At 59.7% G+C, this 24,500-nt stretch carries 19 protein-coding genes; 15 read left to right on the top strand and 4 right to left on the bottom strand.

The window, feature by feature from the left end:
- Window positions 1-56 precede the first annotated feature (56 nt).
- Together CKW37_RS09720 and CKW37_RS09725 are read left to right on the top strand one after the other, a co-directional pair.
- The gene (locus CKW37_RS09720; protein ID WP_095155487.1) at window positions 57-2,516 is read left to right on the top strand and encodes an EAL domain-containing protein; all 2,460 of its coding nucleotides are present in this window, start codon (window positions 57-59) and stop codon (window positions 2,514-2,516) included.
- Window positions 2,517-2,553: 37 nt separating this feature from the next.
- Window positions 2,554-3,348 (top strand): TenA family transcriptional regulator, encoded by a 795-nt coding sequence (locus CKW37_RS09725; protein ID WP_095155488.1) that lies wholly within the window; start codon window positions 2,554-2,556, stop codon window positions 3,346-3,348.
- Window positions 3,349-3,351: 3 nt separating this feature from the next.
- On the opposite strand, the gene CKW37_RS09730 is transcribed toward CKW37_RS09725, so the two are convergent.
- The 4 genes from CKW37_RS09730 to CKW37_RS09745 all read right to left on the bottom strand — a co-directional run bounded on the left by CKW37_RS09730 (window position 3,352) and on the right by CKW37_RS09745 (window position 6,931).
- Window positions 3,352-4,092, bottom strand: a complete 741-nt coding sequence (locus tag CKW37_RS09730; RefSeq protein WP_095155489.1) for a YciK family oxidoreductase — start codon at window positions 4,090-4,092, stop codon at window positions 3,352-3,354.
- 80 nt (window positions 4,093-4,172) lie between these two features.
- Complete coding sequence (gene mupP / locus CKW37_RS09735) at window positions 4,173-4,844, bottom strand: N-acetylmuramic acid 6-phosphate phosphatase MupP (RefSeq protein ID WP_095155490.1); 672 nt, start codon at window positions 4,842-4,844, stop codon at window positions 4,173-4,175.
- A 2-nt stretch (window positions 4,845-4,846) separates the two neighbouring features.
- Window positions 4,847-5,545 carry a bifunctional 2-polyprenyl-6-hydroxyphenol methylase/3-demethylubiquinol 3-O-methyltransferase UbiG gene (gene ubiG / locus CKW37_RS09740; RefSeq protein WP_095155491.1) on the bottom strand — a complete coding sequence of 233 codons (699 nt, stop codon included), beginning with the start codon at window positions 5,543-5,545 and terminating at the stop codon, window positions 4,847-4,849.
- Window positions 5,546-5,599: 54 nt separating this feature from the next.
- Window positions 5,600-6,931 (bottom strand): TRZ/ATZ family hydrolase, encoded by a 1,332-nt coding sequence (locus CKW37_RS09745; RefSeq protein WP_095155492.1) that lies wholly within the window; start codon window positions 6,929-6,931, stop codon window positions 5,600-5,602.
- Window positions 6,932-7,038: 107 nt separating this feature from the next.
- Between CKW37_RS09745 and mtnA the strand changes: the two genes are divergently transcribed.
- The 13 genes from mtnA (at window position 7,039) to CKW37_RS09810 (ending at window position 24,491) form a co-directional block, all read left to right on the top strand.
- Complete coding sequence (gene mtnA / locus CKW37_RS09750; RefSeq protein ID WP_095155493.1) at window positions 7,039-8,115, top strand: S-methyl-5-thioribose-1-phosphate isomerase; 1,077 nt, start codon at window positions 7,039-7,041, stop codon at window positions 8,113-8,115.
- Window positions 8,116-8,376: 261 nt separating this feature from the next.
- Window positions 8,377-11,028 (top strand): DNA gyrase subunit A, encoded by a 2,652-nt coding sequence (gene gyrA, locus CKW37_RS09755; protein ID WP_095155494.1) that lies wholly within the window; start codon window positions 8,377-8,379, stop codon window positions 11,026-11,028.
- A 75-nt stretch (window positions 11,029-11,103) separates the two neighbouring features.
- Window positions 11,104-12,189 (top strand): 3-phosphoserine/phosphohydroxythreonine transaminase, encoded by a 1,086-nt coding sequence (serC, locus tag CKW37_RS09760; RefSeq protein WP_095155721.1) that lies wholly within the window; start codon window positions 11,104-11,106, stop codon window positions 12,187-12,189.
- Window positions 12,189-13,283 carry a prephenate dehydratase gene (gene pheA / locus CKW37_RS09765; RefSeq protein WP_095155495.1) on the top strand — a complete coding sequence of 365 codons (1,095 nt, stop codon included), beginning with the start codon at window positions 12,189-12,191 and terminating at the stop codon, window positions 13,281-13,283. Before serC ends, pheA begins: the two co-directional genes overlap by 1 nt.
- 40 nt (window positions 13,284-13,323) lie before the next feature.
- A complete protein-coding gene (locus CKW37_RS09770; RefSeq protein ID WP_095155496.1) occupies window positions 13,324-15,564 on the top strand; it encodes a bifunctional prephenate dehydrogenase/3-phosphoshikimate 1-carboxyvinyltransferase in 2,241 nt (746 codons plus the stop codon).
- Window positions 15,561-16,250, top strand: a complete 690-nt coding sequence (gene cmk, locus CKW37_RS09775; RefSeq protein ID WP_095155497.1) for a (d)CMP kinase — start codon at window positions 15,561-15,563, stop codon at window positions 16,248-16,250. The genes CKW37_RS09770 and cmk overlap by 4 nt, the downstream gene beginning before the upstream one ends.
- A 122-nt stretch (window positions 16,251-16,372) precedes the next feature.
- The gene (rpsA, locus tag CKW37_RS09780; protein WP_095155498.1) at window positions 16,373-18,046 is read left to right on the top strand and encodes a 30S ribosomal protein S1; all 1,674 of its coding nucleotides are present in this window, start codon (window positions 16,373-16,375) and stop codon (window positions 18,044-18,046) included.
- A gap of 224 nt (window positions 18,047-18,270) precedes the next feature.
- The gene (gene ihfB, locus CKW37_RS09785; protein ID WP_095155499.1) at window positions 18,271-18,570 is read left to right on the top strand and encodes an integration host factor subunit beta; all 300 of its coding nucleotides are present in this window, start codon (window positions 18,271-18,273) and stop codon (window positions 18,568-18,570) included.
- 21 nt (window positions 18,571-18,591) lie between these two features.
- The gene (locus CKW37_RS09790) at window positions 18,592-18,822 is read left to right on the top strand and encodes a lipopolysaccharide assembly protein LapA domain-containing protein (protein ID WP_095155500.1); all 231 of its coding nucleotides are present in this window, start codon (window positions 18,592-18,594) and stop codon (window positions 18,820-18,822) included.
- Between the two features lie 135 nt (window positions 18,823-18,957).
- Window positions 18,958-20,412 carry an MBL fold metallo-hydrolase RNA specificity domain-containing protein gene (locus tag CKW37_RS09795; RefSeq protein ID WP_095155501.1) on the top strand — a complete coding sequence of 485 codons (1,455 nt, stop codon included), beginning with the start codon at window positions 18,958-18,960 and terminating at the stop codon, window positions 20,410-20,412.
- 346 nt (window positions 20,413-20,758) lie between these two features.
- Window positions 20,759-21,865 carry a Wzz/FepE/Etk N-terminal domain-containing protein gene (locus tag CKW37_RS09800; RefSeq protein WP_095155502.1) on the top strand — a complete coding sequence of 369 codons (1,107 nt, stop codon included), beginning with the start codon at window positions 20,759-20,761 and terminating at the stop codon, window positions 21,863-21,865.
- A gap of 134 nt (window positions 21,866-21,999) precedes the next feature.
- Window positions 22,000-23,283: a Wzz/FepE/Etk N-terminal domain-containing protein gene (locus CKW37_RS09805; protein ID WP_177454412.1), complete on the top strand. Its 1,284-nt coding sequence runs from the start codon at window positions 22,000-22,002 to the stop codon at window positions 23,281-23,283.
- Window positions 23,284-23,510: 227 nt separating this feature from the next.
- Entirely contained in the window at window positions 23,511-24,491 is a 981-nt protein-coding gene (locus CKW37_RS09810) for an NAD-dependent 4,6-dehydratase LegB (protein ID WP_095155503.1), read from the top strand.
- Window positions 24,492-24,500 lie beyond the last annotated feature (9 nt).

The following is a 24,500-nucleotide window of genomic DNA, read 5'->3' on the forward strand; positions in this document are numbered from 1 at the left end:
TAGTCTGTGAAAACAACGGGGTGAGTCACGTCACCGGCTATGCCGCAAGGGACTTCATGAAGGGAAAACGGACGCTCGGAGCACCCAGTTTGCTGGGGCTCATCTGGCCATTTGTAGCCGTCGTGCTGTTCCAGGCATTGCTGGGCGGTATCAGCCTTTATGCGATGTCGGCCATGCGCGCGTACGTCGGCGGTGAAAGCCTCTGGTCCAAGGGCCAGAAAGACGCGATCTACTACCTGAGCCTGTACGTCGACAGCCGCGACGAAGAAAACTTCCGCAAATACCAACAAGCCCTGGCCATTCCCCAGGGCAGCCATCGCCTGCGCCTGGCGCTTGATCTTCAGCCTCCTGACCTGGAGGCCGCGCGTCAGGGCATTCTCGCCGGCGGCAATCACCCGGACGACGTGCCGAGCATCATCTGGTTCTACCTCAACTTCCGTCATGTCAGTTACATGGACCAGGCCATCGGCCTATGGCAGGTGGGCGACGGTTTCCTGGAGGAACTCGATACCCTGGCCGGTGAAATCCATCAGGGCATCGCCAACAGCCGGGCCACGCCCCGCGACCTGGCGGACTGGAAACGTCGTATCGTGCTGATCAACGAAGCCGTGACGCCCGCGGCCCGCGCCTTCAGCGACGCGCTGGGCGAAGGTTCGCGGATGTTGCTGCGCTTGTTGCTGGTGACCAACCTGGCCACCGCGCTGTTCCTGATCGCCCTGGCCTGGTTGCGCTCGAGCAAGTTGCTGGCCCAGCGCCAGGCCTTCGCCAGCGCCCTGCAGGTCGAGAAGGAGCGGGCGCAGATCACCCTGGCCTCGATTGGCGACGGGGTGATTACCACCGATGTCGAAGGCTGCATCGTCTACATGAACGCCGCCGCCGAGCACCTGACCCACTGGGATGCCAGCCATGCCCATGGCCTGCCGCTCGCGGCGTTGTTCAGCGTGCTCGACGACAACGCCGAAAAGGACAACCTGACCCTCACCGAGCACATCCTCAGCGGCGCCCTGCGTGGGGGCAGCGAGCATATCCGTCTGATCCAGCGTCTGGATGGCAGCACGGTTTCGGTGGCGCTGGTCGGGGCGCCGATCATGAGCGAAGGGCGGGTCAGCGGTATCGTGCTGGTGCTGCATGACATGACCCAGGAGCGGCAGTACATCGCCAACCTGTCCTGGCAGGCGACCCACGACGCCTTGACCGGGCTGGCCAACCGCCGTGAGTTCGAATATCGCCTGGAGCAGGCGTTGACCGATCTGGCCCGTCAGGCTGGGCGGCATTCGCTGATGTTCCTCGACCTCGACCAGTTCAAGGTGGTCAACGACACCAGCGGTCATGCCGCTGGCGATGAGTTGCTGCGGCATATCTGCGCGGTGCTGCAATCGGTGTTGCGCGAGGGTGATGTGCTGGCGCGGCTGGGCGGCGACGAGTTCGGGGTGCTGCTGCAGAACTACCCGCCCGAGCAGGCCGAGCGGATTGCCGAGAACCTGCGCCAGGCGGTGCAGAGTCTGCACTTCGTGTGGAAAGGGCGGCCGTTCATGAATACCGTGAGCGTCGGCCTGGTGCACTTGAACCAGGCGCCGGACTCACTGGAAGCAGCGCTGCGGGCTGCCGACATGGCCTGCTACATGGCCAAGGAAAAAGGCCGCAACCGGGTCCAGCTCTACCATGCGGACGACACCGAGTTGTCGGTGCGCTTCGGCGAGATGGCCTGGATCCAGCGCCTGCACATCGCGCTGGAGGAAAACCGCTTCTGTCTGTACGCCCAGGAAATTGCCGCGCTCGCTCCTGGAGACCATGGCGGTGGGCACCTTGAGATTCTTCTGCGCCTGCATGACGAAAGCGGGCTGATCATTCAGCCCGACAGCTTCATCCCGGCGGCCGAGCGCTTCGGCCTGATCACCGCGCTGGACCGCTGGGTAGTGCGCAGCGTCTTCACGATCATTCGCGAGTGCCTGGACGAAGGGCGTGAAGGTCCGTTGGCCATGTGTTCGATCAACCTTTCCGGCAACAGCATCGGCGACGACAAGTTTCTCGAATACCTGCATCGGCAGTTCAGTGACTACGGCATTCCGCCTGAATTGATCTGTTTCGAAATAACCGAAACCAGTGCGATTGCCAATCTTGGCAGCGCGATTCGTTTTATCAACGAATTGAAAGGACTGGGCTGCAAATTCTCGCTGGACGATTTTTGCGCCGGAATGTCGTCGTTCGCGTATTTGAAACATTTGCCTGTAGACTTCCTGAAGATCGACGGTAGTTTCGTCAAGGATATGCTCGAAGATCCGGTCAACCGGGCGATGGTCGAGGTGATCAACCACATCGGCCACGTCATGGGCAAACGCACCGTCGCCGAGTTTGTCGAGACACCGTTGATCCAGCAGGCCTTGCAGGAGATCGGTGTCGACTACGCCCAGGGCTTCCTGATCGAGCGACCCCAGGTCTTTTCCTGTGCCAGCCTGCAGCGTCAGCGTGACGCCGCCAGGCCCTTGCTGTTCGGGTCGCCGGGGACGCTTCGCTGACGCTCACTTTCCAGATCACAAGGACAAGGAGCTGACAGTGACTGATGCGTTTATTCGGACAGGTCCATTGATGGACGCCGCAAGTTATCCCCTCTGGGCCCAGCGCCTGATCCAGGAATGCAGCGCCAGCAAGCGCAGGGTGGTGGAGCACGAGCTCTACCAGCGCATGCGCGACGGCCGCCTGGGCAGCGCGACCATGCACCAATACCTGATCGGGGGTTGGCCAGTGGTCGAGCAATTCTCCGTGTACATGGCCCACAACCTCACCAAGACCCGCTACGCCCGTCATCCTGGCGAAGACATGGCGCGGCGCTGGCTGATGCGCAACATCCGCGTCGAACTCAACCATGCCGATTACTGGGTGCACTGGTGCGAAGCCCATGGCGTAAGCCTTGACGACTTGCAGGCGCAGGATGTGCCGGCAGAGTTGCAGGCGCTCAGCGATTGGTGCTGGCACACCTGCACCGCGGATTCGCTGGTGGTGGCCATGGCGGCAACCAACTATGCGATCGAAGGGGCGGTGGGCGAGTGGTCGGCGGTGGTCTGTGCCACCGGAGCCTATGCCGAGGGTTTCCCCGAGGAAGGCCGCAAGCGCGCCATGAAATGGCTGAAGATGCATGCCCAGTACGACGATGCCCATCCGTGGGAAGCGCTGGAAATCATCTGTACCCTGGCGGGTAACAGTCCGGGCAAGGCGTTGCAGGTCGAGCTGAAGCGGGCGATCTGCAAGAGCTACGACTATATGTACCTGTTCCTGGAGCGTTGCATGCAACTGGAACAGGCCGAGTCGCGCCAGGGCGTGCGCTTGCGCAGCGCCCTGGGGCAGGGTTGAGGCTTACTGGGCGTTGAACGCCTGACCGTTGACCCCGGTGCTGTCCGGGCCCATCAGGTAGAGGTAGACCGGCATGATGGCCTCGGGCAGCGGATTGTCCTGCGGGTTTTCGGCCGGGTACGCCTGGGCGCGCATGCTGGTACGGGTGGCGCCCGGGTTCACGCTGTTGGACCGCACCGGGGCAACGCCCTCCAGTTCGTCCGCCAGGGTCTGCATCAGGCCCTCGGTGGCGAACTTCGATACGCCATAAGCGCCCCAGTAGGCGCGGCCCTTGCGGCCGACGCTGCTGGAGGTGAACACCACCGACGCATCTTCCGACAGCTTCAGCAGCGGCAGCAGGGTCTGGGTCAGCATGAACATCGCGTTGACGTTGATGTGCATGACGCGCATGAAGTTATCGCCGGACAACTGCTCCAGCGGCGTACGCGGGCCAATGATCGACGCGTTGTGCAGCAGCCCGTCGATACGGCCGAAAGCGTTCTCGACCATCACCGCCAGCTCGTCGTACTGATGCGGCAGGGCAGTTTCCAGGTTGAACGGGATAACCACCGGTTGTGGATGGCCGGCGGCTTCGATTTCGTCGTAGACCGCGCTCAGGTTGGCTTCGGTCTTGCCCAGCAACAGCACGGTGGCGCCATGGGCAGCAAAGGCCTTGGCTGCAGCCGCGCCGATCCCGCGACCGGCGCCGGTGACCATGATGACCCGGCCGTTGAGCAGGTCAGGGCGAGCGGAATAGTCGAACATGAGGAATGCCTCGAAAGAATGGCTTCAATCGCCAACAGGCCGGCGTCGCGGCCGGCCTGCCTGGCGGATGGGTGCGGGGATCAGCAGCTGCAAAGGGCGCTGTCGAGCACCTTGCGCAGTTCCAGGGGATGGTCGACCACCACATCCGCGCCCCAGTTGTTGGGGTTGTCCTCTGGATGAATATAGCCGTAGCGCACTGCGGCGGTACGGGTGCCGGCATCCCGGCCGGACTCGATGTCGCGCAGGTCGTCGCCGACGAACAGCACGCTGGCCGGGTCCAGGTCGAGGGTCTTGCAGGCGAGGATCAGCGGCTCTGGGTCGGGCTTGCTGTTCTTCACGTGATCCGGGCAGATCAGCAGGGACGAGCGTTCGGCCAGGCCCAGGCGCTGCATGATCGGTTCGGCGAAGCGCACCGGTTTGTTGGTGACCACGCCCCACAGCAGATTGCCGCGCTCGATGTCGGCGAGCAGCTCGGCCATGCCGTCGAACAGTTTGCTGTGCACCGCGCAGTCGCGCTGGTAACGCTCGAGGAACTCCAGGCGCAGGGCTTCGAATTCAGCCGCCTCGGGGTCCATGTCGAACGTCGCCGCGACCATTGCCCGGGCACCGCCGGAAATCACGTCGCGGATCCGCTTGTCGTCGATCGCCGGCAGGCCGCGCTCGGCGAGCATCGCCTGGCAGATGGCGATGAAATCCGGCGCCGTGTCGAGCAGGGTGCCGTCCATGTCGAAAAGTACTGCTCGCAAACGCATGCTCATTCCTCGCGAAGGGTCTGGATCATGTAGTTGACGTCGACGTCGGCGGCCAGCTTGTAGTGCTTGGTCAGCGGGTTGTAGGTCAGGCCGATGATGTCCTTGACGCTCAGGCCCGCGGCGCGGCTCCAGGCACCCAGCTCGGAAGGGCGGATGAATTTCTTGAAGTCATGGGTGCCGCGGGGCAGCAGCTTCATGATGTATTCGGCGCCGATGATGGCGAACAGATACGCCTTCGGGTTGCGGTTGATGGTGGAGAAGAACACCTGGCCGCCGGGCTTGACCATCTTGAAGCAGGCGCGGATCACCGAGGACGGGTCCGGCACGTGCTCGAGCATTTCCAGGCAGGTGACTACGTCGAACTGCTCGGGCAGCTCTTCGGCCAGAGCCTCGGCGGTGGACTGCCGGTACTCGACGTTCACCCCGGACTCCAGTTGATGCAGTTGCGCCACTGCCAGCGGCGCTTCACCCATGTCGATGCCGGTCACCGTGGCGCCGCGCAGGGCCATGGCCTCGCTGAGGATGCCGCCGCCGCAACCGACATCCAGCACTTTCTTGCCGGCGAGCTTGACCCGCTCATCGATCCAGTTGACCCGCAGCGGGTTGATGTCGTGCAGCGGTTTGAACTCGCTCTCGCGGTCCCACCAGCGATGGGCCAGGGCCTCGAACTTGGCGATTTCGGCGTGGTCGACGTTGCTCATGGAACAGTCCTCTGAAGCTGTGAAAATTCGGTGCGGCAGCCTGGCTGCCGGCAATCATTCGGTGTGGCCGGCAATCCGCTGGCCCCAGGCGACGGCGGTGGCATGCAGGGCCTGCTCGTCCATCCGGGTCAGTCGGCCGTCTTCCAGCAGCGCCTTGCCGGCGACCCAGACGTGCTTCACGCAGTCGCGGCCGCTGGCATAGATCAGTTGCGATACCGGGTCGTAAATCGGTTGTTGCGCCAGGCCGGAAAGGTCGAAGGCCACCAGGTCGGCAGCCTTGCCGATTTCCAGGGAGCCGGTGACGGTGTCCAGGCCAAGGGCGCGGGCGCCATTGAGGGTCGCCATGCGCAGGGCGCGGTGGACATCCAGCGCGCTCGCCGAACCGGCCACGGCCTTGGCCAGCAGGGCGGCGGTGCGCGTCTCGCCAAGCAGATCAAGGTCGTTGTTGCTGGCGGCGCCGTCGGTGCCGATGGCGACGTTTACCCCCGCCTGCCACAGCCGTTCGACCGGGCAGAAGCCGCTGGCCAGCTTGAGATTGGATTCCGGGCAGTGCACGACGCTGGTGTTGCTTTCTACCAGCAAAGCCAGGTCTTCATCGCTGACCTGGGTCATGTGCACCGCCTGCAGGCTTGGGCCGAGCAGGCCAAGGCGGGCCAGCCGTGTCAGCGGCCGCTCGCCGCGCTGTTCCAGCGATTGCTGGACTTCGCCGGCGGTCTCGTGGATGTGCATCTGGATTGGCGCATCCAGCTCCTCGGCGACCACCCGGACCTTTTCCAGATTGTCGTCATTCACCGTGTAGGGCGCGTGAGGGCCGAAGGCGATGCTGATGCGCGGGTGGTGGCGCAGGTCGCCGAACAGCTCGACGCCCAGGTTCAGGCCTTCGTCGAAACTGCGCGCGCCGGGGATCGGGAAATCCAGCAGCGGAATGGCGATCTGCGCACGAATGCCGCTCTCGTGCACGCATTCGCTGGCGATCTTCGGGTAAAAGTACATATCGCTGAAGCAGGTGATGCCGCCTTTGAGCTGTTCGGCGATGGCCAGGTCGGTGCCGTCGCGGACGAAGGCCTCATCGACCCAACGGCCCTCGGCGGGCCAGATATGGTCCTGCAGCCAGGTCATCAGGGGCAGGTCGTCGGCCATGCCGCGGAACAGCGTCATCGCCGCGTGGCCGTGGGCGTTGATCAGACCGGGAGCCAGCAGGCAGCCCGGCAATTCGCGGACTTCTTCGGCCTTGAAGCGCCCAAGCTCGGTACGCGGGCCGATGAAGGCGATCTGGCCGTCGCGGATACCCAGCGCATACTCCTTGAACACCACTCCGGCCGGTTCGACGGGCACCAGCCAGGTTGGCAGGAGCAGCAGGTCGAGAGGGGCGGGGGGCTTGGGCATGGGGCGGGTTTCCCTGGGTTCTGGGGTGGTGGCGAAGTATACCCGAGCGTCCGCGCTTGGGGCTCGTTATAATCGCCGGTTTTTGATGTCCGAATGACGGGGTGAGCATGCGCGATCGACTTCTGGCTGCAGAGAAAGTAAGGGCCATCGATTGGCGGGATGGCGCCTTGCACTTGCTCGACCAGCGCGCGCTGCCGTTCGAGGAAACCTGGTTGAGTTACACCGATGCGGCTGGCGTGGCTGAAGCGATTCGCTCCATGGTGGTGCGCGGAGCCCCGGCCATCGGCATCAGCGCCGCTTATGGGCTGCTGCTGGGGCTGCGTCAGCGCCTGGCTGCCGGCGGCGATTGGCGTGCCGCGCTGGAGGCGGATTTCACCGTGTTGGGTGAATCGCGACCTACTGGCGGCAACCTGGCCTGGGCGCTGAGCCGCATGCGTGATCGGCTGCAACGCCTCAAGGACGGCGACGATCCGTCGCAGGTGCTGGAAGCCGAGGCGCTGGCCATTCATGAAAGCGACCGTGAAGCCAACCTGAACATGGCCCAGTTGGGCATGGAGCTGATCCGCAAGTACCAGGGTAGCGAGCAGGCCGTGCTGACCCACTGCAACACCGGCGCACTGGCGACCGGCGGTTTCGGTACCGCGCTCGGGGTGATTCGCGGCGCCTGGCTCGACGGCATGATCGAACACGTCTACGTCGGTGAAACCCGGCCCTGGCTGCAAGGCACCCGGCTGACGGCCTGGGAGCTGGCCAACGAAGGCATCCCGGTCACCATCAATGCCGACTCGGCGGCGGCGCATTTGATGAAGATCAAGGGCATTACCTGGGTGATCGTCGGCGCTGACCGGATCGCCGCCAATGGCGACGTGGCGAACAAGATCGGCACCTACCAGCTGGCGGTCAACGCCATGCACCACGGCGTGCGGTTCATGGTGGTGGCACCGAGTTCGACCATCGACCTCGCGCTGGCCAGCGGTGACGAGATACCGCTGGAAGAACGCGACGGCGCCGAGTTGCTGGAAGTTGCCGGTCATCGGATCGGGCCGGATGTCGACGCCTTCAACCCGGTGTTCGATGTGACCCCTGCGGACCTGATCGACGTGATCGTGACCGAGAAGGGCATCGTCGAGCGTCCCGATACCGCCAAGCTGGCCCAGTTGATGTGTCGCAAACGCCTGCACTGATCCTCCCTGTGCGGGTGGTGGTCGGGACGTTTTCCTTCAAGCCGGGCGGCGCTTTGCCATACTCCCATGCCCCCGGCGACTGTGATAACATCCGGCGGTTTCCAAGACCGCCCACAGGGGCCGTCTTTACTACGCAGATCCATGCTTTAACTCGTTGATTTGTCGTAAGTCGTTGCGGAGGAACTCCTCCGTGGCGGCGAGCTTCGTTTCTCCCCATATGGATGTGACGAAGTTTCACCAGAAAAAGGAATCAGGCTTCTCATGGGCGAACTGGCCAAAGAAATCCTCCCGGTCAATATCGAAGACGAACTGAGACAGTCCTACCTCGACTACGCGATGAGCGTCATTGTCGGGCGTGCACTGCCCGATGCGCGTGATGGCTTGAAGCCCGTGCATCGTCGCGTTCTGTTTGCGATGAGTGAACTGGGTAACGACTGGAACAAACCGTACAAGAAATCCGCCCGTGTGGTCGGTGATGTCATCGGTAAGTATCACCCGCACGGTGATACGGCCGTGTACGACACCATCGTGCGCATGGCTCAGCCTTTCTCCCTGCGTTACCTGCTGGTCGATGGCCAGGGCAACTTCGGTTCGGTCGATGGCGACAACGCCGCAGCGATGCGTTACACCGAAGTGCGCATGACCAAGCTGGCCCACGAGCTGCTGGCCGACCTGCACAAGGAAACCGTGGACTGGGTGCCGAACTACGACGGCACCGAGCTGATTCCGGCGGTCATGCCGACCCGGATTCCCAACCTGCTGGTCAACGGTTCCAGCGGTATCGCCGTGGGCATGGCCACCAACATCCCGCCGCACCACCTCGGTGAGGTCATCGATGGCTGCCTGGCGCTGATCGACAACCCGGAAATCACCATCGATGAGCTGATGCAGTTCATCCCGGGGCCAGACTTCCCGACCGCCGCCATCATCAACGGTCGCCAGGGCATCATCGAGGCCTACCGTACCGGTCGCGGCCGCATCTACATGCGCGCCCGCTCCACCATCGAAGATATCGACAAGGTCGGTGGCCGCCAGCAGATCGTGGTTACCGAGCTGCCTTACCAGTTGAACAAGGCGCGTCTGATCGAAAAGATCGCCGAACTGGTCAAGGAAAAGAAACTCGAAGGCATCACCGAACTGCGCGACGAGTCCGACAAGGACGGTATGCGCATCGTGATCGAGCTGCGTCGTGGCGAGGTTCCGGAGGTCATCCTCAACAACCTCTACGCCCAGACCCAGCTGCAAAGCGTATTCGGCATCAACATCGTCGCCCTGATCGACGGCCGTCCGCGCCTGCTCAACCTCAAGGACCTGCTCGAAGCTTTCGTCCGTCACCGCCGCGAAGTGGTGACCCGTCGTACCGTGTTCGAGCTGCGCAAGGCGCGTGAGCGCGGGCACATCCTCGAAGGCCAGGCGGTTGCGCTGTCCAACATCGACCCGGTCATCGCCCTGATCAAGGCTTCGCCTACGCCTTCCGAGGCCAAGGAAGCGCTGATCAGCACGCCGTGGGAATCCAGTGCCGTGCAGGTCATGGTCGAGCGCGCTGGCGCCGACTCCTGCCGTCCCGAGACCCTCGATGCGCAGTTCGGTCTGCGCGACGGCAAGTACTTCCTGTCGCCAGAACAGGCTCAGGCCATTCTCGACCTGCGCCTGCACCGCCTCACCGGTCTGGAGCACGAGAAGCTGCTGGCCGAGTACCAGGAAATCCTCAACCAGATCGGCGAACTGATCCGCATCCTCAGCAGCGCCGAGCGCCTGATGGAAGTGATCCGCGAAGAACTGGAACTGATCCGGGCCGAATATGGCGATGTGCGCCGCACCGAAATCCTCGATGCCCGCCTGGACCTGACCCTCGGCGACATGATCCCGGAAGAAGAGCGCGTGGTGACCATCTCCCACAGCGGCTATGCCAAGACTCAGCCGCTGGCTGCCTATCAGGCGCAGCGTCGTGGCGGTAAAGGCAAGTCGGCTACCGGCGTCAAGGACGAGGACTACATTTCCCACCTGCTGGTCGCCAACAGCCACACCACGCTGCTGCTGTTCTCCAGCAAGGGCAAGGTGTACTGGCTCAAGACCTACGAGATTCCGGAAGCATCCCGCGCCGCTCGCGGCCGGCCGCTGGTGAACCTGCTGCCGCTGGGCGAGGGCGAGCACATCACCACCATGCTGCCGGTGGAGGAATACACCGAGGGTCACTACATCTTCATGGCTACCGCCAACGGCACCGTGAAGAAGACCCCGCTGGAGCAGTTCAGCCGTCAGCGCAGCGTCGGTCTGATCGCTCTGGAACTGGACGAAGGCGACATCCTGATTTCCGCCGCGATCACCGATGGCGAGCGTGAGGTCATGCTGTTCTCCGACGCCGGCAAGGTGACCCGCTTCAAGGAATCCGATGTCCGAGCCATGGGCCGTACCGCCCGCGGTGTTCGCGGCATGCGCCTGAACGAAGGCCAGAAACTGATCTCGATGATCATTCCGGAAGAGGGCAGCCAGATCCTGACCGCCTCCGAGCGCGGCTTTGGCAAGCGCACCGCGATCGGCGAGTTCCCCGAGTACAAGCGTGGCGGCCAGGGCGTGATCGCCATGGTCAGCAACGAGCGTAACGGCCGTCTGGTCGGCGCGGTGCAGGTGCAGGAAGGCGAGGAAATCATGCTGATTTCCGACCAGGGCACCCTGGTACGTACGCGGGTAGGTGAAGTGTCGAGCCTGGGTCGTAACACCCAGGGCGTGACGCTCATCAAGCTGGCCAGCGACGAGACCCTGGTAGGTCTGGAGCGGGTTCAGGAGCCGTCCGAGGACGACGATGAGCTGGCAATCGACGCCGAAGCGGATGTTGATGGCGAGGCGGATATCGACGCTCCCGACGGGCAGCAGCCGGATGCCGCCGCTGACGAAGAGGCGCCACAGGACTGAGTTGTAGACGCGTAACCTTAAGGAAGCGGGGCAAGGCCCCGCTTCCTCGTTATCTTGAGCAGAGCGAGAGTGGATGTGAGCAAACGAGCCTTTAACTTCTGCGCAGGCCCCGCTGCGCTCCCTGATGCTGTTCTGCAGCGCGCCCAGGCCGAAATGCTGGACTGGAACGGCAAAGGCCTGTCCGTGATGGAAATGAGCCATCGTAGCGACGACTACGTGGCCATCGCCGAAAAGGCCGAGCAGGACCTGCGTGACCTGCTGTCCATCCCCTCCAACTACAAGGTGCTGTTCCTCCAGGGCGGTGCCAGCCAGCAGTTCGCCGAGATTCCGCTGAACCTGTTGCCCGAGAACGGCACCGCCGACTACGTGGAAACCGGTATCTGGTCGAAAAAGGCCATCGAGGAAGCGCGTCGCTTCGGCAACGTCAATGTCGCCGCCTCGGCCAAGCCCTACGACTACCTGAACATCCCAGGCCAGAACGAGTGGACGCTGACCCCAGGCGCTGCGTACCTGCACTACGCCTCCAATGAAACCATCGGTGGCCTGCAGTTCGACTGGGTTCCGCAAACCGGTGACGTTCCACTGGTGGTCGACATGTCTTCGGACATCCTTTCCCGTGGCATCGATGTTTCGCAGTTCGGCATGATCTACGCCGGTGCGCAGAAGAACATCGGTCCGAGCGGCCTGGTAGTCGTGATCGTGCGTGAAGACCTGCTGGGTCGCGCGCGCAGCGCCTGCCCGACCATGCTCGATTACAAAGTCGCAGCCGACAACGGCTCGATGTACAACACGCCTGCAACCTACTCCTGGTATCTCTCAGGCCTGGTCTTCGAGTGGCTGAAAGAGCAGGGCGGTGTCGCGGCGATGGAGCAACGCAACCGGGCGAAGAAAGATCGCCTGTACGGCTTCATCGACAAGAGCGATTTCTATACCAACCCGATCAGCCTGAACGCCCGCTCGTGGATGAACGTGCCGTTCCGCCTGGCGGACGAGCGCCTGGACAAGGCGTTCCTTGCCGGTGCCGACGAGCGCGGCCTGCTCAACCTCAAGGGTCACCGCTCCGTGGGCGGCATGCGCGCTTCGATCTACAACGCCCTGGGGCTGGAAGCGGTAGAAGCGTTGGTTGCCTACATGGCTGAATTCGAGAAGGAACATTCCTGATGTCGGAACAGGAACTCAAGGCGCTGCGGGTGCGCATTGACAGTCTCGACGAGAAAATCCTCGAACTGATCAGTGATCGTGCCCGTTGTGCGCAAGAAGTCGCACGGGTCAAGATGGGTTCCCTGGCTGAAGGCGAGGTGCCGGTATTCTACCGGCCCGAGCGCGAGGCGCAGGTGCTCAAGCGCGTCATGGATCGCAACCCGGGGCCGTTGGGCAATGAAGAAATGGCCCGCCTGTTCCGCGAAATCATGTCCTCCTGCCTGGCGCTGGAGCAGCCGCTGAAAGTCGCTTATCTCGGCCCTGAGGGTACGTTCACCCAGGCCGCTGCGATGAAGCATTTCGGTCACGCGGTGATCAGCAAGCCAATGGCGGCGATCGACGAAGTGTTCCGTGAAGTTGCCGCCGGCGCGGTGAACTTCGGCGTGGTGCCGGTGGAAAATTCCACCGAAGGTGCGGTCAACCACACCCTCGACAGCTTCCTCGAGCACGACATGGTTATCTGTGGCGAAGTCGAATTGCGTATTCACCACCACCTGCTGGTGGGCGAGAACACCAAGACCGACAGCATCAGCCGCATCTATTCCCACGCTCAGTCGCTGGCCCAGTGCCGCAAGTGGCTCGACGCTCACTACCCGAACGTCGAGCGCGTCGCGGTATCGAGCAATGCCGAGGCTGCCAAGCGGGTCAAGGGTGAGTGGAACTCTGCCGCCATCGCCGGTGACATGGCCGCAGGCCTGTATGGTCTGACGCGCCTGGCCGAGAAAATCGAGGACCGTCCGGACAACTCCACCCGGTTCCTGATGATTGGCAGCCAGGAAGTGCCGCCGACTGGCGACGACAAGACCTCGATCATCGTTTCCATGAGCAACAAGCCGGGTGCCCTGCACGAACTGCTGGTGCCGTTCCATGAAAACGGTATCGACCTGACGCGCATCGAGACGCGTCCGTCCCGCAGCGGTAAATGGACCTACGTCTTCTTCATTGATTTCGTTGGCCATCATCGCGATCCGCTGATCAAGGCCGTGCTGGAGAAGATCAGTCAGGAGGCGGTGGCCCTGAAAGTGCTGGGCTCGTACCCGAAAGCAGTACTCTGAGGCGCGTTAATGCATGATGTTTTGAACAGGGTCCTGCGCCGTGATTGAAGTTGAAACGCAACAGGGCGGGCCACTCGTCGGCCGCCTGGTGGTGGTGGGCCTGGGGCTGATTGGCGGATCTTTCGCCAAGGGCCTGCGCGAAAGCGGTCTGTGCCGCGAGGTGGTCGGTGTCGACCTGGATCCGCAATCGCGCAAGCTGGCGGTTGAGCTGGGCGTGGTTGACCGTTGCGAGGAAGACCTCGAGGCTGCCTGCGTCGGTGCCGACGTCATCCAGTTGGCGGTCCCGATCCTTGCCATGGAAAAGCTCCTGGCACGTTTGGCTGGGATGGATCTTGGGTCGGCCGTACTGACCGATGTGGGCAGCGCCAAGGGCAATGTCGTGCGCGCGGCGCGCGAGGCGATGGCCGGTCGTTTGTCGCGGTTCGTGCCGGGCCACCCGATTGCCGGGTCCGAGCAGAGCGGGGTGGAAGCTTCCAATTCCACGCTGTTCCGCCGTCACAAGGTCATTCTCACGCCGCTGGCGGAAACCGATCCGCTCGCACTTGCCGTGGTTGACCGGCTGTGGCGCGCACTGGAGGCCGATGTCGAGCACATGCAGGTCGAGCGGCACGACGAAGTGCTTGCCGCCACTAGTCACTTGCCGCATCTGCTGGCCTTCGGTCTGGTCGATTCCTTGGCCAAGCGCAATGAAAACCTGGATATCTTCCGTTACGCTGCCGGTGGTTTTCGCGATTTCACGAGAATCGCGGGAAGCGACCCGGTCATGTGGCACGACATATTCCTCGCCAATCGCGAGGCTGTTCTGCGCACACTGGATACATTTCGCAGCGATCTCGACGCCTTGCGCGACGCGGTCGATGCAGGGGATGGGCACCAGTTGTTGGGCGTATTCACGCGCGCCCGGGTTGCCCGCGAGCATTTCAGTAAAATCCTGGCCCGTCGGGCCTATGTGGACGCTATGAATTCCAACGACCTGATTTTCCTGGCACAACCTGGCGGCCGCCTGTCCGGGCGCATTCGCGTCCCAGGCGACAAATCGATTTCCCATCGCTCGATCATGCTCGGCTCCCTGGCGGAGGGCACCACCGAGGTGGAGGGCTTCCTCGAAGGCGAAGATGCTCTGGCGACCCTGCAGGCCTTCCGTGACATGGGTGTGGTGATCGAAGGTCCGCACCACGGTCGCGTCACGATTCACGGTGTGGGCCTCAATGGCCTCAAGCCGCCGCCTGGCCCGATCTACCTGGGTAACTCTGGCACCTCGATGCGTTTGCTGTCGGGTCTGTTGGCCGCGCAGAAGTTCGACACCGTGCTGACCGGCGATGCCTCGCTGTCCAAGCGTCCGATGAACCGTGTGGCCAACCCACTGCGGGAAATGGGCGCGGTGATCGAGACCGCGGCTGAAGGCCGTCCGCCGATGACCATTCGTGGCGGTCACACGCTCAAGGCGCTGACCTACACCCTGCCGATGGCCAGTGCCCAGGTGAAATCCTGTCTGCTGCTGGCCGGCCTGTATGCCGAAGGCAAGACCACCGTTACCGAGCCTGCGCCGACCCGCGATCACACCGAACGCATGCTGCGCGGCTTCGGTTATGACGTGAATGTTGATGGGCCGACTGCGTCGCTGGTGTCTGGCGGAAAATTGACCGCCACGCATATCGAAGTGCCGGCGGACATCTCCTCGGCGGCCTTCTTCCTGGTAGCGGCGTCGATCGCCGAGGGCTCGGAGCTGGTGCTGGAGCATGTCGGCATCAACCCGACCCGTACCGGTGTAATCGACATCCTGCGTCTGATGGGGGGCGACATCACCCTCGAGAACCAGCGTGAAGTGGGTGGCGAACCGGTTGCTGACTTGCGTGTTCGCGGTGCGAAACTCAAGGGTATCGATATCCCTGAGGATCTGGTGCCGTTGGCCATCGATGAATTCCCGGTGCTGTTCGTCGCTGCCGCCTGTGCCGAAGGGCGTACCGTGCTGCGCGGTGCTGAAGAACTGCGGGTCAAGGAGTCCGACCGGATCCAGGTCATGGCCGACGGCCTGTTGGCCCTGGGCGTGAAATGTGAGCCGACTGCGGACGGCATTATCATCGACGGCGGCCAGATTGGTGGCGGTGAAGTGCATGGGCACGGCGACCACCGTATTTCCATGGCCTTCAGCGTGGCTTCGTTGCGTGCCAATGCGCCGATTCGTATCCACGATTGTGCCAACGTCGCTACTTCTTTCCCTAACTTCCTCGCACTTTGTGCGCAAGTGGGTATTCGCGTTGCTGAAGAGGGCAAGTCGTGAGCACGCACGCACCAGTCATCACCATTGACGGACCGAGCGGCTCGGGCAAAGGCACGATAGCTGGCCTGCTGGCCCGGCGCCTGGGCTGGAATCTGCTCGATTCCGGCGCCTTGTATCGCTTGTTGGCCTTCGCCGCGAGAAATCATGGTGTTGACCTGACCAATGAGGAACTGCTGAAGGCGCTCGCCGCTCATCTGGATGTGCAGTTCCTGGCTGCGGAAGAGGGTCAGTTGCAGCGGATCATTCTCGAAGGCGACGACGTCACCAATGACATCCGCAACGAGCAGATCGGCGCCGGGGCGTCGCAGGTTGCCGCGCTGCCGGCGGTGCGTGAGGCGCTGCTGCAGCGGCAGCGAGCCTTCCGTGAAATGCCGGGCCTGATTGCCGATGGTCGGGATATGGGTACGGTCGTTTTTGCGGATGCACCGCTTAAGATTTTTCTGACAGCCAGCGCCGAAGAGCGGGCTCGTCGCCGTTACCTCCAGTTGAAGGCAAAAGGCGATGATGTTAGTCTGTCGAGTCTGCTAGATGAGATACGTGCGCGCGATGAGCGCGACACCCAGCGTTCGGTGGCTCCGCTCAAGCCCGCCGCCGACGCAATTCAGCTGGATTCCACTGAATTGTCCATCGAGCAGGTGCTGGAACGCATCTTGAGTGAAGTCGCGCTGCGCGACATCACCGGATGACCAGGGAGGCTGCAGGATTACCCAGTCAACGTCCTGCAGACGACCCTTACTATGAACGAAACCCACATTGTCTGGAATGTGGCTGATGGGCGGATTTATCGCCCGAATCTACAGGAATTAAAATGAGCGAAAGCTTTGCAGAACTCTTTGAAGAAAGCCTGAAAACCCTCAACCTTCAACCAGGTGCGATCATCACCGGTATCGTTGTCGATATCGACGGTGACTGGGTTACTGTCCACGCTGGTCTGAAGTCCGAGGGCGTCATCCCGCTCGAGCAGTTCTACAACGAAGCTGGCGAGCTGACCATCAAGGTCGGTGACGAAGTTCACGTTGCGCTGGACGCGGTGGAAGACGGCTTTGGCGAAACCAAACTGTCCCGTGAAAAAGCCAAGCGCGCCGAGTGCTGGATTGTTCTGGAAGCAGCTTTCGCCGCCGAAGAAGTGGTCAAGGGCGTTATCAACGGTAAGGTTAAAGGCGGCTTCACTGTCGACGTTAACGGTATCCGTGCGTTCCTGCCGGGCTCCCTGGTTGATGTCCGCCCAGTGCGCGACACCACCCACCTCGAAGGCAAAGAGCTGGAATTCAAGGTCATCAAGCTGGACCAGAAGCGCAACAACGTTGTCGTTTCCCGTCGCAGTGTCCTGGAAGCCGAAAACAGCGCCGAGCGCGAAGCTCTGCTGGAATCGCTGCAGGAAGGCCAGCAAGTCAAAGGTATCGTCAAGAACCTCACCGACTACGGTGCATTCGTGGATCTGGGCGGCGTCGATGGCCTGCTGCACATCACCGACATGGCCTGGAAGCGTATCAAGCATCCGTCGGAAATCGTCAACGTTGGCGACGAGATCGATGTCAAGGTTCTGAAATACGATCGCGAGCGTAACCGCGTATCCCTGGGCCTGAAGCAACTGGGCGAAGACCCATGGGTTGCTATCAAGGCACGTTACCCAGAGAGCACCCGCGTTATGGCGCGCGTTACCAACCTGACCGATTACGGCTGCTTCGCTGAGCTGGAAGAAGGCGTTGAAGGCCTGGTACACGTTTCCGAAATGGACTGGACCAACAAGAACATCCACCCGTCGAAAGTCGTTCAAGTTGGCGACGAAGTGGAAGTCATGGTTCTGGACATCGACGAAGAGCGTCGTCGTATCTCCCTGGGCATCAAACAGTGCAAGTCGAACCCATGGGAAGACTTCTCTGGCCAGTTCAACAAGGGCGACAAGATCTCCGGCACCATCAAGTCGATCACCGATTTCGGTATCTTCATTGGTCTGGACGGCGGCATCGACGGTCTGGTTCACCTGTCGGACATCTCCTGGAACGAAGTCGGCGAAGAAGCCGTACGTCGCTTCAAGAAGGGCGACGAGCTGGAAACCGTCATTCTGTCGGTTGACCCAGAGCGCGAGCGCATCTCCCTGGGCATCAAGCAGCTGGAGGACGATCCGTTCTCCAACTACGTTGCTGTCAACGACAAGGGCGCTATCGTCAAGGGCACTGTGAAAGAAGTTGACGCCAAAGGCGCCATCATCACTCTGGCCGACGATATCGAAGCTACTCTGAAAGCTTCCGAAATCAGCCGTGACCGCGTTGAAGACGCGCGTAACGTCCTGAAGGAAGGCGAAGAGATCGAAGCCAAGATCATCAGCGTTGACCGCAAGAGCCGCGTAATCAACCTCTCCATCAAGTCGAAAGACGTTGAAGAAGAGAAAGAGGCTATCCAGCAAATCGCCAAGGCTCCAGAAGCCGCTGGCGCTACCCTGGGTGACCTGCTGCGCGCGGAAATGGCCAAACAGAACTAAGTTCTGCTTGATCAAAAAAAGGCGACTTCGGTCGCCTTTTTTTATGCCTGCTATTTCAGCTGTTTAGTCGCGACACCCTGTAGATATGGGGCTTTCAGCGTGAAGCGGTATCATCCAATTCTGGATTTTTTTCTTAAGTCAATAACCGGACTGTTCAAATTCATCAGCCCATGCTAAAACCAATGGAGGCAATGACCTAGCTGCTTGATACAGAAGGGAAAAAGATGACGAAGTCGGAGCTTATCGAACGTATTGTCACCCATCAGGGGCTGCTCTCATCGAAGGATGTTGAGCTGGCCATCAAGACCATGCTTGAGCAGATGTCCCAGTGCCTCGCTACTGGCGACCGTATTGAGATCCGGGGCTTTGGTAGCTTCTCGCTGCACTATCGCGCTCCTCGCGTGGGGCGCAATCCCAAGACTGGGCAATCTGTCAGCCTTGACGGAAAATTCGTGCCGCATTTCAAGCCTGGCAAGGAGCTGCGCGATAGAGTCAATGAAGAAGATGAGCTTCCTGAAGACTGATCTGTGCAAGAGGATGTGATCATGCGCAATATCAGGCGCCTTTTGTTGGTGCTATTTGTGATCTCGCTGGCGGCGCTGGCTTTATTCTTTGTCCTGGAAAACCAGCAGTCTGTAGTTTTGGTATTTTTTGGTTGGACTGCACCAGCTGTTCCTGTCGCGGCACTTGTGTTGGCTGCGCTTGTTGCCGGTCTGGCCGTTGGCCCGTTGTTGGGTGGCCTTATCGTTCTCAAGGCCAGGCGTGGTCTGAGCTGAGCCTTCATTGGACTTCAGGGTTTACAAAAACCTTGTAATCCAGACGACTCCTACAGCCTCTACGGAATTTTCCTGCTGATGGCTCCGAGTTAGATGTGGGGTAATGCTGCTCCTGGTCCAAGGAGTGCAGGCAGCATGGTTTTCCCCATCATTACCCATCACGGGGCCACGCGGGGTGTCACAGGCTCGTGTCATCAGCTTCATCTTGATGCGCAATGCAGCGTGCTGATTGACTGTGGGCTGTTTCAGGGTGTGGAAGCATCTACACAGCCGTACCCGGTGATTGATTTCCCTGTTGAACGTTTGAAGGCCCTGGTGGTGACCCACGTCCATCTGGATCACGTGGGACGCATCCCTGACCTATTGGCCGCAGGCTATCGCGGGCCGATTCTCTGCAGCGTGCCCTCTGCGAAACTGCTTCCTGTCGTGCTTGAAGATGCTATGAAGGTTTCCGGACGTTGGTCGCCGGATGCTATCGAGCGCTGCCTGCGCCTCCTGAGTGTTGCCACTACCCCTTTGGCTTTCGATGAATGGCACGACGTTGCTGGCGTTTCGTTGTCGAGTTGTCGGGTGCGGCTGCAGCGTGCGGGGCACTTGCTGGGTTCAGCCTATGTTGAGTTCGATATCCAGGGGGCGCAGCTGGAATCGGATTGTCGCGTGGTGTTTTCGGGTGACCTGGGTGCGGGAAACAGTGCTTTGTTGCGTCAACCCCATTCGCCGGAGCGTGCAGATATCCTGGTGCTCGAAAGTACCTACGGTGATCGCTTGCATGCAGGAAGTGGCACCCGTCGGCGGCGTCTGGAACAGGTTATAGAGCGTGCACTTGTTGACCGCGGTACGGTGTTGATCCCTTCATTCAGTATCGGGCGCACGCAGGAGTTGCTCTTCGAGCTTGAGGGCATCCTGCACGACAAGGCTCTTCTGATACCGGATGCCGGAGCCGGGCAGACGGCATCCTCCACTCAATTGATCGACTGGCCACAGTTGCCGGTGATCCTCGACTCGCCATTGGCCGGCCGGCTTACTCAGATTTATCGCGATCTGGGTTTGTACTGGAATGAAGACGCTCGCCAGCGTCTGGCACAAGGGCGTTGCCCCTTTAGTTTCCGTCAGTTGAGCAGCATAGACAGCCATCAACAGCATCAGCAGGTGGTCAACTACCTTGGCAGTACCGGCCGGCCGGCGATCGTGATTGCGGGTAATGGCATGTGCACGAGTGGTCGAATCGTCAATTACCTGAAGGCCATGCTTGGCGACTCAAGGCATGAGGTTGTGTTCACTGGTTATCAGGCACGGGGCACGCCTGGTGCGGTCATTCAGGCAAGCGAGGGGGCTGAGGGCTTTGTGATGGTTGACCTTGATGGGGAGATGCGCGAAATCAAGGCCAAGGTCACCACGGTCGGTGGATACTCGGCTCATGCCGATCAGGCTGGGTTGGTGGAGTTTGTGGCGGGCATACCTCGATGGCCGGACAGGATCGTTTTGGTTCATGGTGAGGCTTCGGCGAAGCAGGCGTTGGCTGCTGCGTTGAGGCGACGTAGGGCGGGGCAAGAGGGGGTCGCGAGGATCGAGGTCCCAGGTGGTCTATAAAGTGTTGAGCATGGCACCAAAAGGTGCGCAGTTCAATTGCGAAAGAGGGGTTGGGATAAGCGTCGGGAGCATTTGGAGCCTGCTACCCAGTTTCTGAATGATTGGTGGTGGACTGCGCTTGGAAGAGAGGGCAGGAACTTCTCTTTCAGTACGCCACTCTATATTTGCTTTTGGATGATCAGATTATTCTTGTGGATATAGAACGTGATGGGTGTGACTGGCCCTGTGCTATGTTTTGTTTCTGTTAGAACGGTTGTCGGACAGGAGGTCAAGGGTTGGTGTTTGATAGGTGTGTAATGGACGGTTGTTGATGATTGTTAGGCGGGCTCAAGGGGAATTACAGTAAATGCGCAATGACCGTGAGTGTCGTGATAAAGATCATGAAATTGATTTGCTGGCTATGCTTGAATTGCTGTGGAAGCAACGGGCTGTTGTGTTTGTAATAGTATTTTTAGCTGTGGCTCTCTCTTTGTTTTATATTGTTGTTAGAGTGCCTGTGTATGAAGCAAAAGCCATTGTCGAGGCGCCCGCTCAAGAGAATATTTCCCAGCTTAACTATGGGCGGGGAGGGGAGTCGGGGTTGCCCCTTCTGACGACTGGTGATGTTTATGAAATCTATGTTCATCACCTGTTGTCCGAGTCGCAGCGTCGGAAATTCTTTGAGTCAGTATACCTGCCGCAATTGTCCGAGGTGCAACGCAGGGGGGCTGTGGAGGATCTTTATAGAGGCTTTGCGCGGCTACTACAGGTCGTTCAGCTAAGTAAGTCGCCTGCCCGTTATTCTGTGTCGGTGAAACTGCCCGATCCTGAGCAGGCCGCTTTGTGGGTCAAGCAATACATCGAAATGGCGGAAGTCGCTGCCAAGGCTGAGGTTTTGGAGAACGTAAGAAGTGATGCGTCCACCAGGGCAGAAAATCTGCGGCGGGAGATCACTGCGGAGCGCGAGACAGCCAAGAGGAAGCGTGAAGATCGTGAGGCTCGTTTGCGTGAGGCGCTTGCGGTAGCTAGGTCGATAGGTCTGCATAGGCCTCTGGCTCTTTCCGGGGAGGTGGCGGCGGAACTATCACCGGGGCGGGTAGGAGTTTTGAGTTACATGCGGGGTAGTGATGCGCTGGGGGCGGAGATTGAAAGTCTTGAGGCGAGGGCCTCTGATGATCCGTTCATTGACGGTTTGCGTGAGCGCCAAGTAGAGCTTGAGTTTTACAGTGCGCTGAAAATCTTACCGTCGACCATTGCTGTTTATCGTCAGGATGGTGCTATTGGGGTTCCTGATCGGTCCATTTTGCCTAGCGGCGTCCTTGTAGTTGTCGTGGGGAGCTTGCTAGGCGTGGTGGTGGGCGTGGCGTCTGTTTTGATGTGGTACCTGATAAGTGTTGCTTTCTTGTCACCAGATAATGGAAATCATGGAAAGAGGCGTCGGCACGGCGGGGGTGACTCGGGACAAGTCTTGTAATCGATCAGAACGCTGGTAGACTCCCTGCTTTTGAAATGATGCTGGTTTGGCAGAAAATCTTCTGGCCTGCTGGTGTCTTTCCGGTGATGGTTTCGTCTCCGGAGCGCTGAGATTTCTACCAAGGCAGGTTTATTGTGACTAGTGCAGCCAACTTCCCACCTTCTACGCGTGTCGAGTTTGACTTGTTTACGATATCTCAAGTCGTATGGCGGCAAAAAGGATTGATCGGTGCGGCTGCTGCCCTGGTAGGCCTGCTTTTCGCTATTTACGCATTTTTTATTGCGACGCCCGTGTATCAGGTCACAAGCGTTCTGCGCCCGGTCGCATTGAACGACATGGATGCGTTGAATCGTTCCGCTCTCTATTCGCTGTCTCCTGAGGCCGCTTTGTTGAGAGTGGGGACTGCCCTGGACTCTTACGAGGCTCGGCTCAGTTATTTTCGAGCGAATGAGGCGTTGTTCAAGCCATATCTGCGCGCGGGCATGAGCGTGGAACAAGCGTTTGAAGAGTTCAACCGCAGTTCGCTCAAGGTCACCATGCCAGCCCCTGATTCCGGGGTGGCCGGAATGCGTGTCACCATCGACATGTCCTACCCAGCTGGAGTGGATGGCGTGGCTATCCTCAATGGTTTCGTGTCTTTTGCGATTGCAGCAGAGCGCAACCTGGTTCAGGCTGATTTCGATGTGATTCTCAAGAATCGACTTAACGAAGTCGCTGCTCAGATCGATGCGCAAAGGGCTGTCTATGACGGAGACAAGAAGTCGCAAATCGCCAGGTTGCTTGAGCAGCACAACCTCAAGCGCTCCCTTCTGGAAGACGAACTCAATGCTCTTCGCCAGCAGTTGAAGGTTCAGCGATCCAATCGCATCAGTGAGCTATCCGAAGCGATCTCCATCGCTCGCTCCCTGGGTATCAAGCGGCCCACTACGCCCTCGATGCTCGGAGACTCTGCTCAATCTTCATCCGGAAGTGTGGTGCGTACCGAAGTCAGCAATCAGACTATTCCATTGTATTTCATGGGTAGTGATGCGTTGGAGGCAGAACGCGCCGTTTTGCAGAAGCGCACTTCTGATGATTTCTCCACGAATCGTGTTGCTGAGATTCAGAAAGAATTGCAGCTTCTTCAGGCCAATCGTCAGGTCGAAATCCTCAAGCGTCGGCAGAATGATGAGCTTTTCCTGCTGGGTATCGAACCTATGGAGAAAGAAATGGTTCGCCTGAAAGGCCTGAACACCGATATGCAGGAACTGAAAATGGTTCTCGTCGATCGCTCCGCTCTGCAGTCTCCGGCGCCGATCAAGCCTATGAAATCACTTCTCGTTGTCCTGGGGGCTCTTCTGGGTGCTCTGTTGGGAGCGGTGTTCGTGGTTTTGGCGCGATATATGACCCTGCGTCGTAGCGCCATGGCTATTCATTGATAGCTACGATCCAAATGACCGTTGGTCGTTTTAAAGTCTTATAAAATTGTATTCTGATCACCATTCCTTGCTTTAGTCTGGCGGGGATGGTGTTGGCGTTTCAAAAAATATAGATTGGCGGGAATGGCGAATGCCGCTCTTTGAAGTGGTATTTCTGTATGAGGCCGTAATTATTTAGTGGGCATTCGTTGATTGTCTGCCTACAGATGGGATGAAGGTGCTACGTAATGAAAAAAATTTTGGTAACTGGCGCTGACGGGTTCATTGGTTCGCACCTGACAGAATTGCTTGTCCGTGAAGGTTATGAAGTCAAGGCGCTGTCCCAGTATAATTCTTTCAACTACTGGGGATGGCTTGAGGATATCTCTTGCCTCAAAGACATTGAGGTGTTGAATGGCGATGTTCGTGACCCGCATTACTGCAAGCATATTACCAAGGGCGTGGATGCCGTTTTTCACCTCGCGGCGCTGATTGCTATTCCTTATTCCTATGTTGCTCCTGACAGTTACGTCGATACCAATGTCAAAGGTACGCTGAATATTTGTCAGGCAGCTCTGGATAACGGTGTCCAGCGCGTTATTCATACCTCGACAAGCGAAGTGTATGGCACCGCGCAGTATGTACCGATTGATGAGAAGCACCCACTGCAGGCACAGTCGCCTTATAGCGCTTCGAAAATCGGTGCTGACGCCATGGCAATGAGCTTCTACAACGCCTTCGACTTGCCTCTGACCATCGCTCGTCCATTCAACACGTATGGTCCACGCCAGTCCGCGCGTGCGGTCATCCCAACGATCATTACCCAGATCGCCAGCGGCAAGAAGCAGATCAAGCTGGGCGACGTTTCGCCTACTCGCGATTTCAATTATGTGGCTGATACATGCCGAGGTTTCTTGGAGCTTGCTCGTTGTGAGAAGGCCATTGGCGAAACCGTGAATATCGGCTCCAACTACGAGATTTCCGTTGGTGATACCCTCGAGTTGATTCGTGAGCTGATGGGAAGCGACGTCGAATTTCTCACTGATGATCAGCGCTTGCGCCCCGAGAAGTCGGAAGTCTTCCGTCTGTGGTGCGACAACGCCAAGATCAATGGTCTGACCGGGTTCAAACCTGAATACTCGATTCGCCAAGGGTTGCAGGAAACGATCAACTGGTTCTCCCGCGCAGAAAATCTGGCCAAATACAAAGCCGACCTCTACAACGTCTGAGTGCCTGCC

It is taken from the genome of Pseudomonas sp. Irchel 3E13 (assembly GCF_900187455.1).
Taxonomy (GTDB): Bacteria; Pseudomonadota; Gammaproteobacteria; order Pseudomonadales; family Pseudomonadaceae; genus Aquipseudomonas.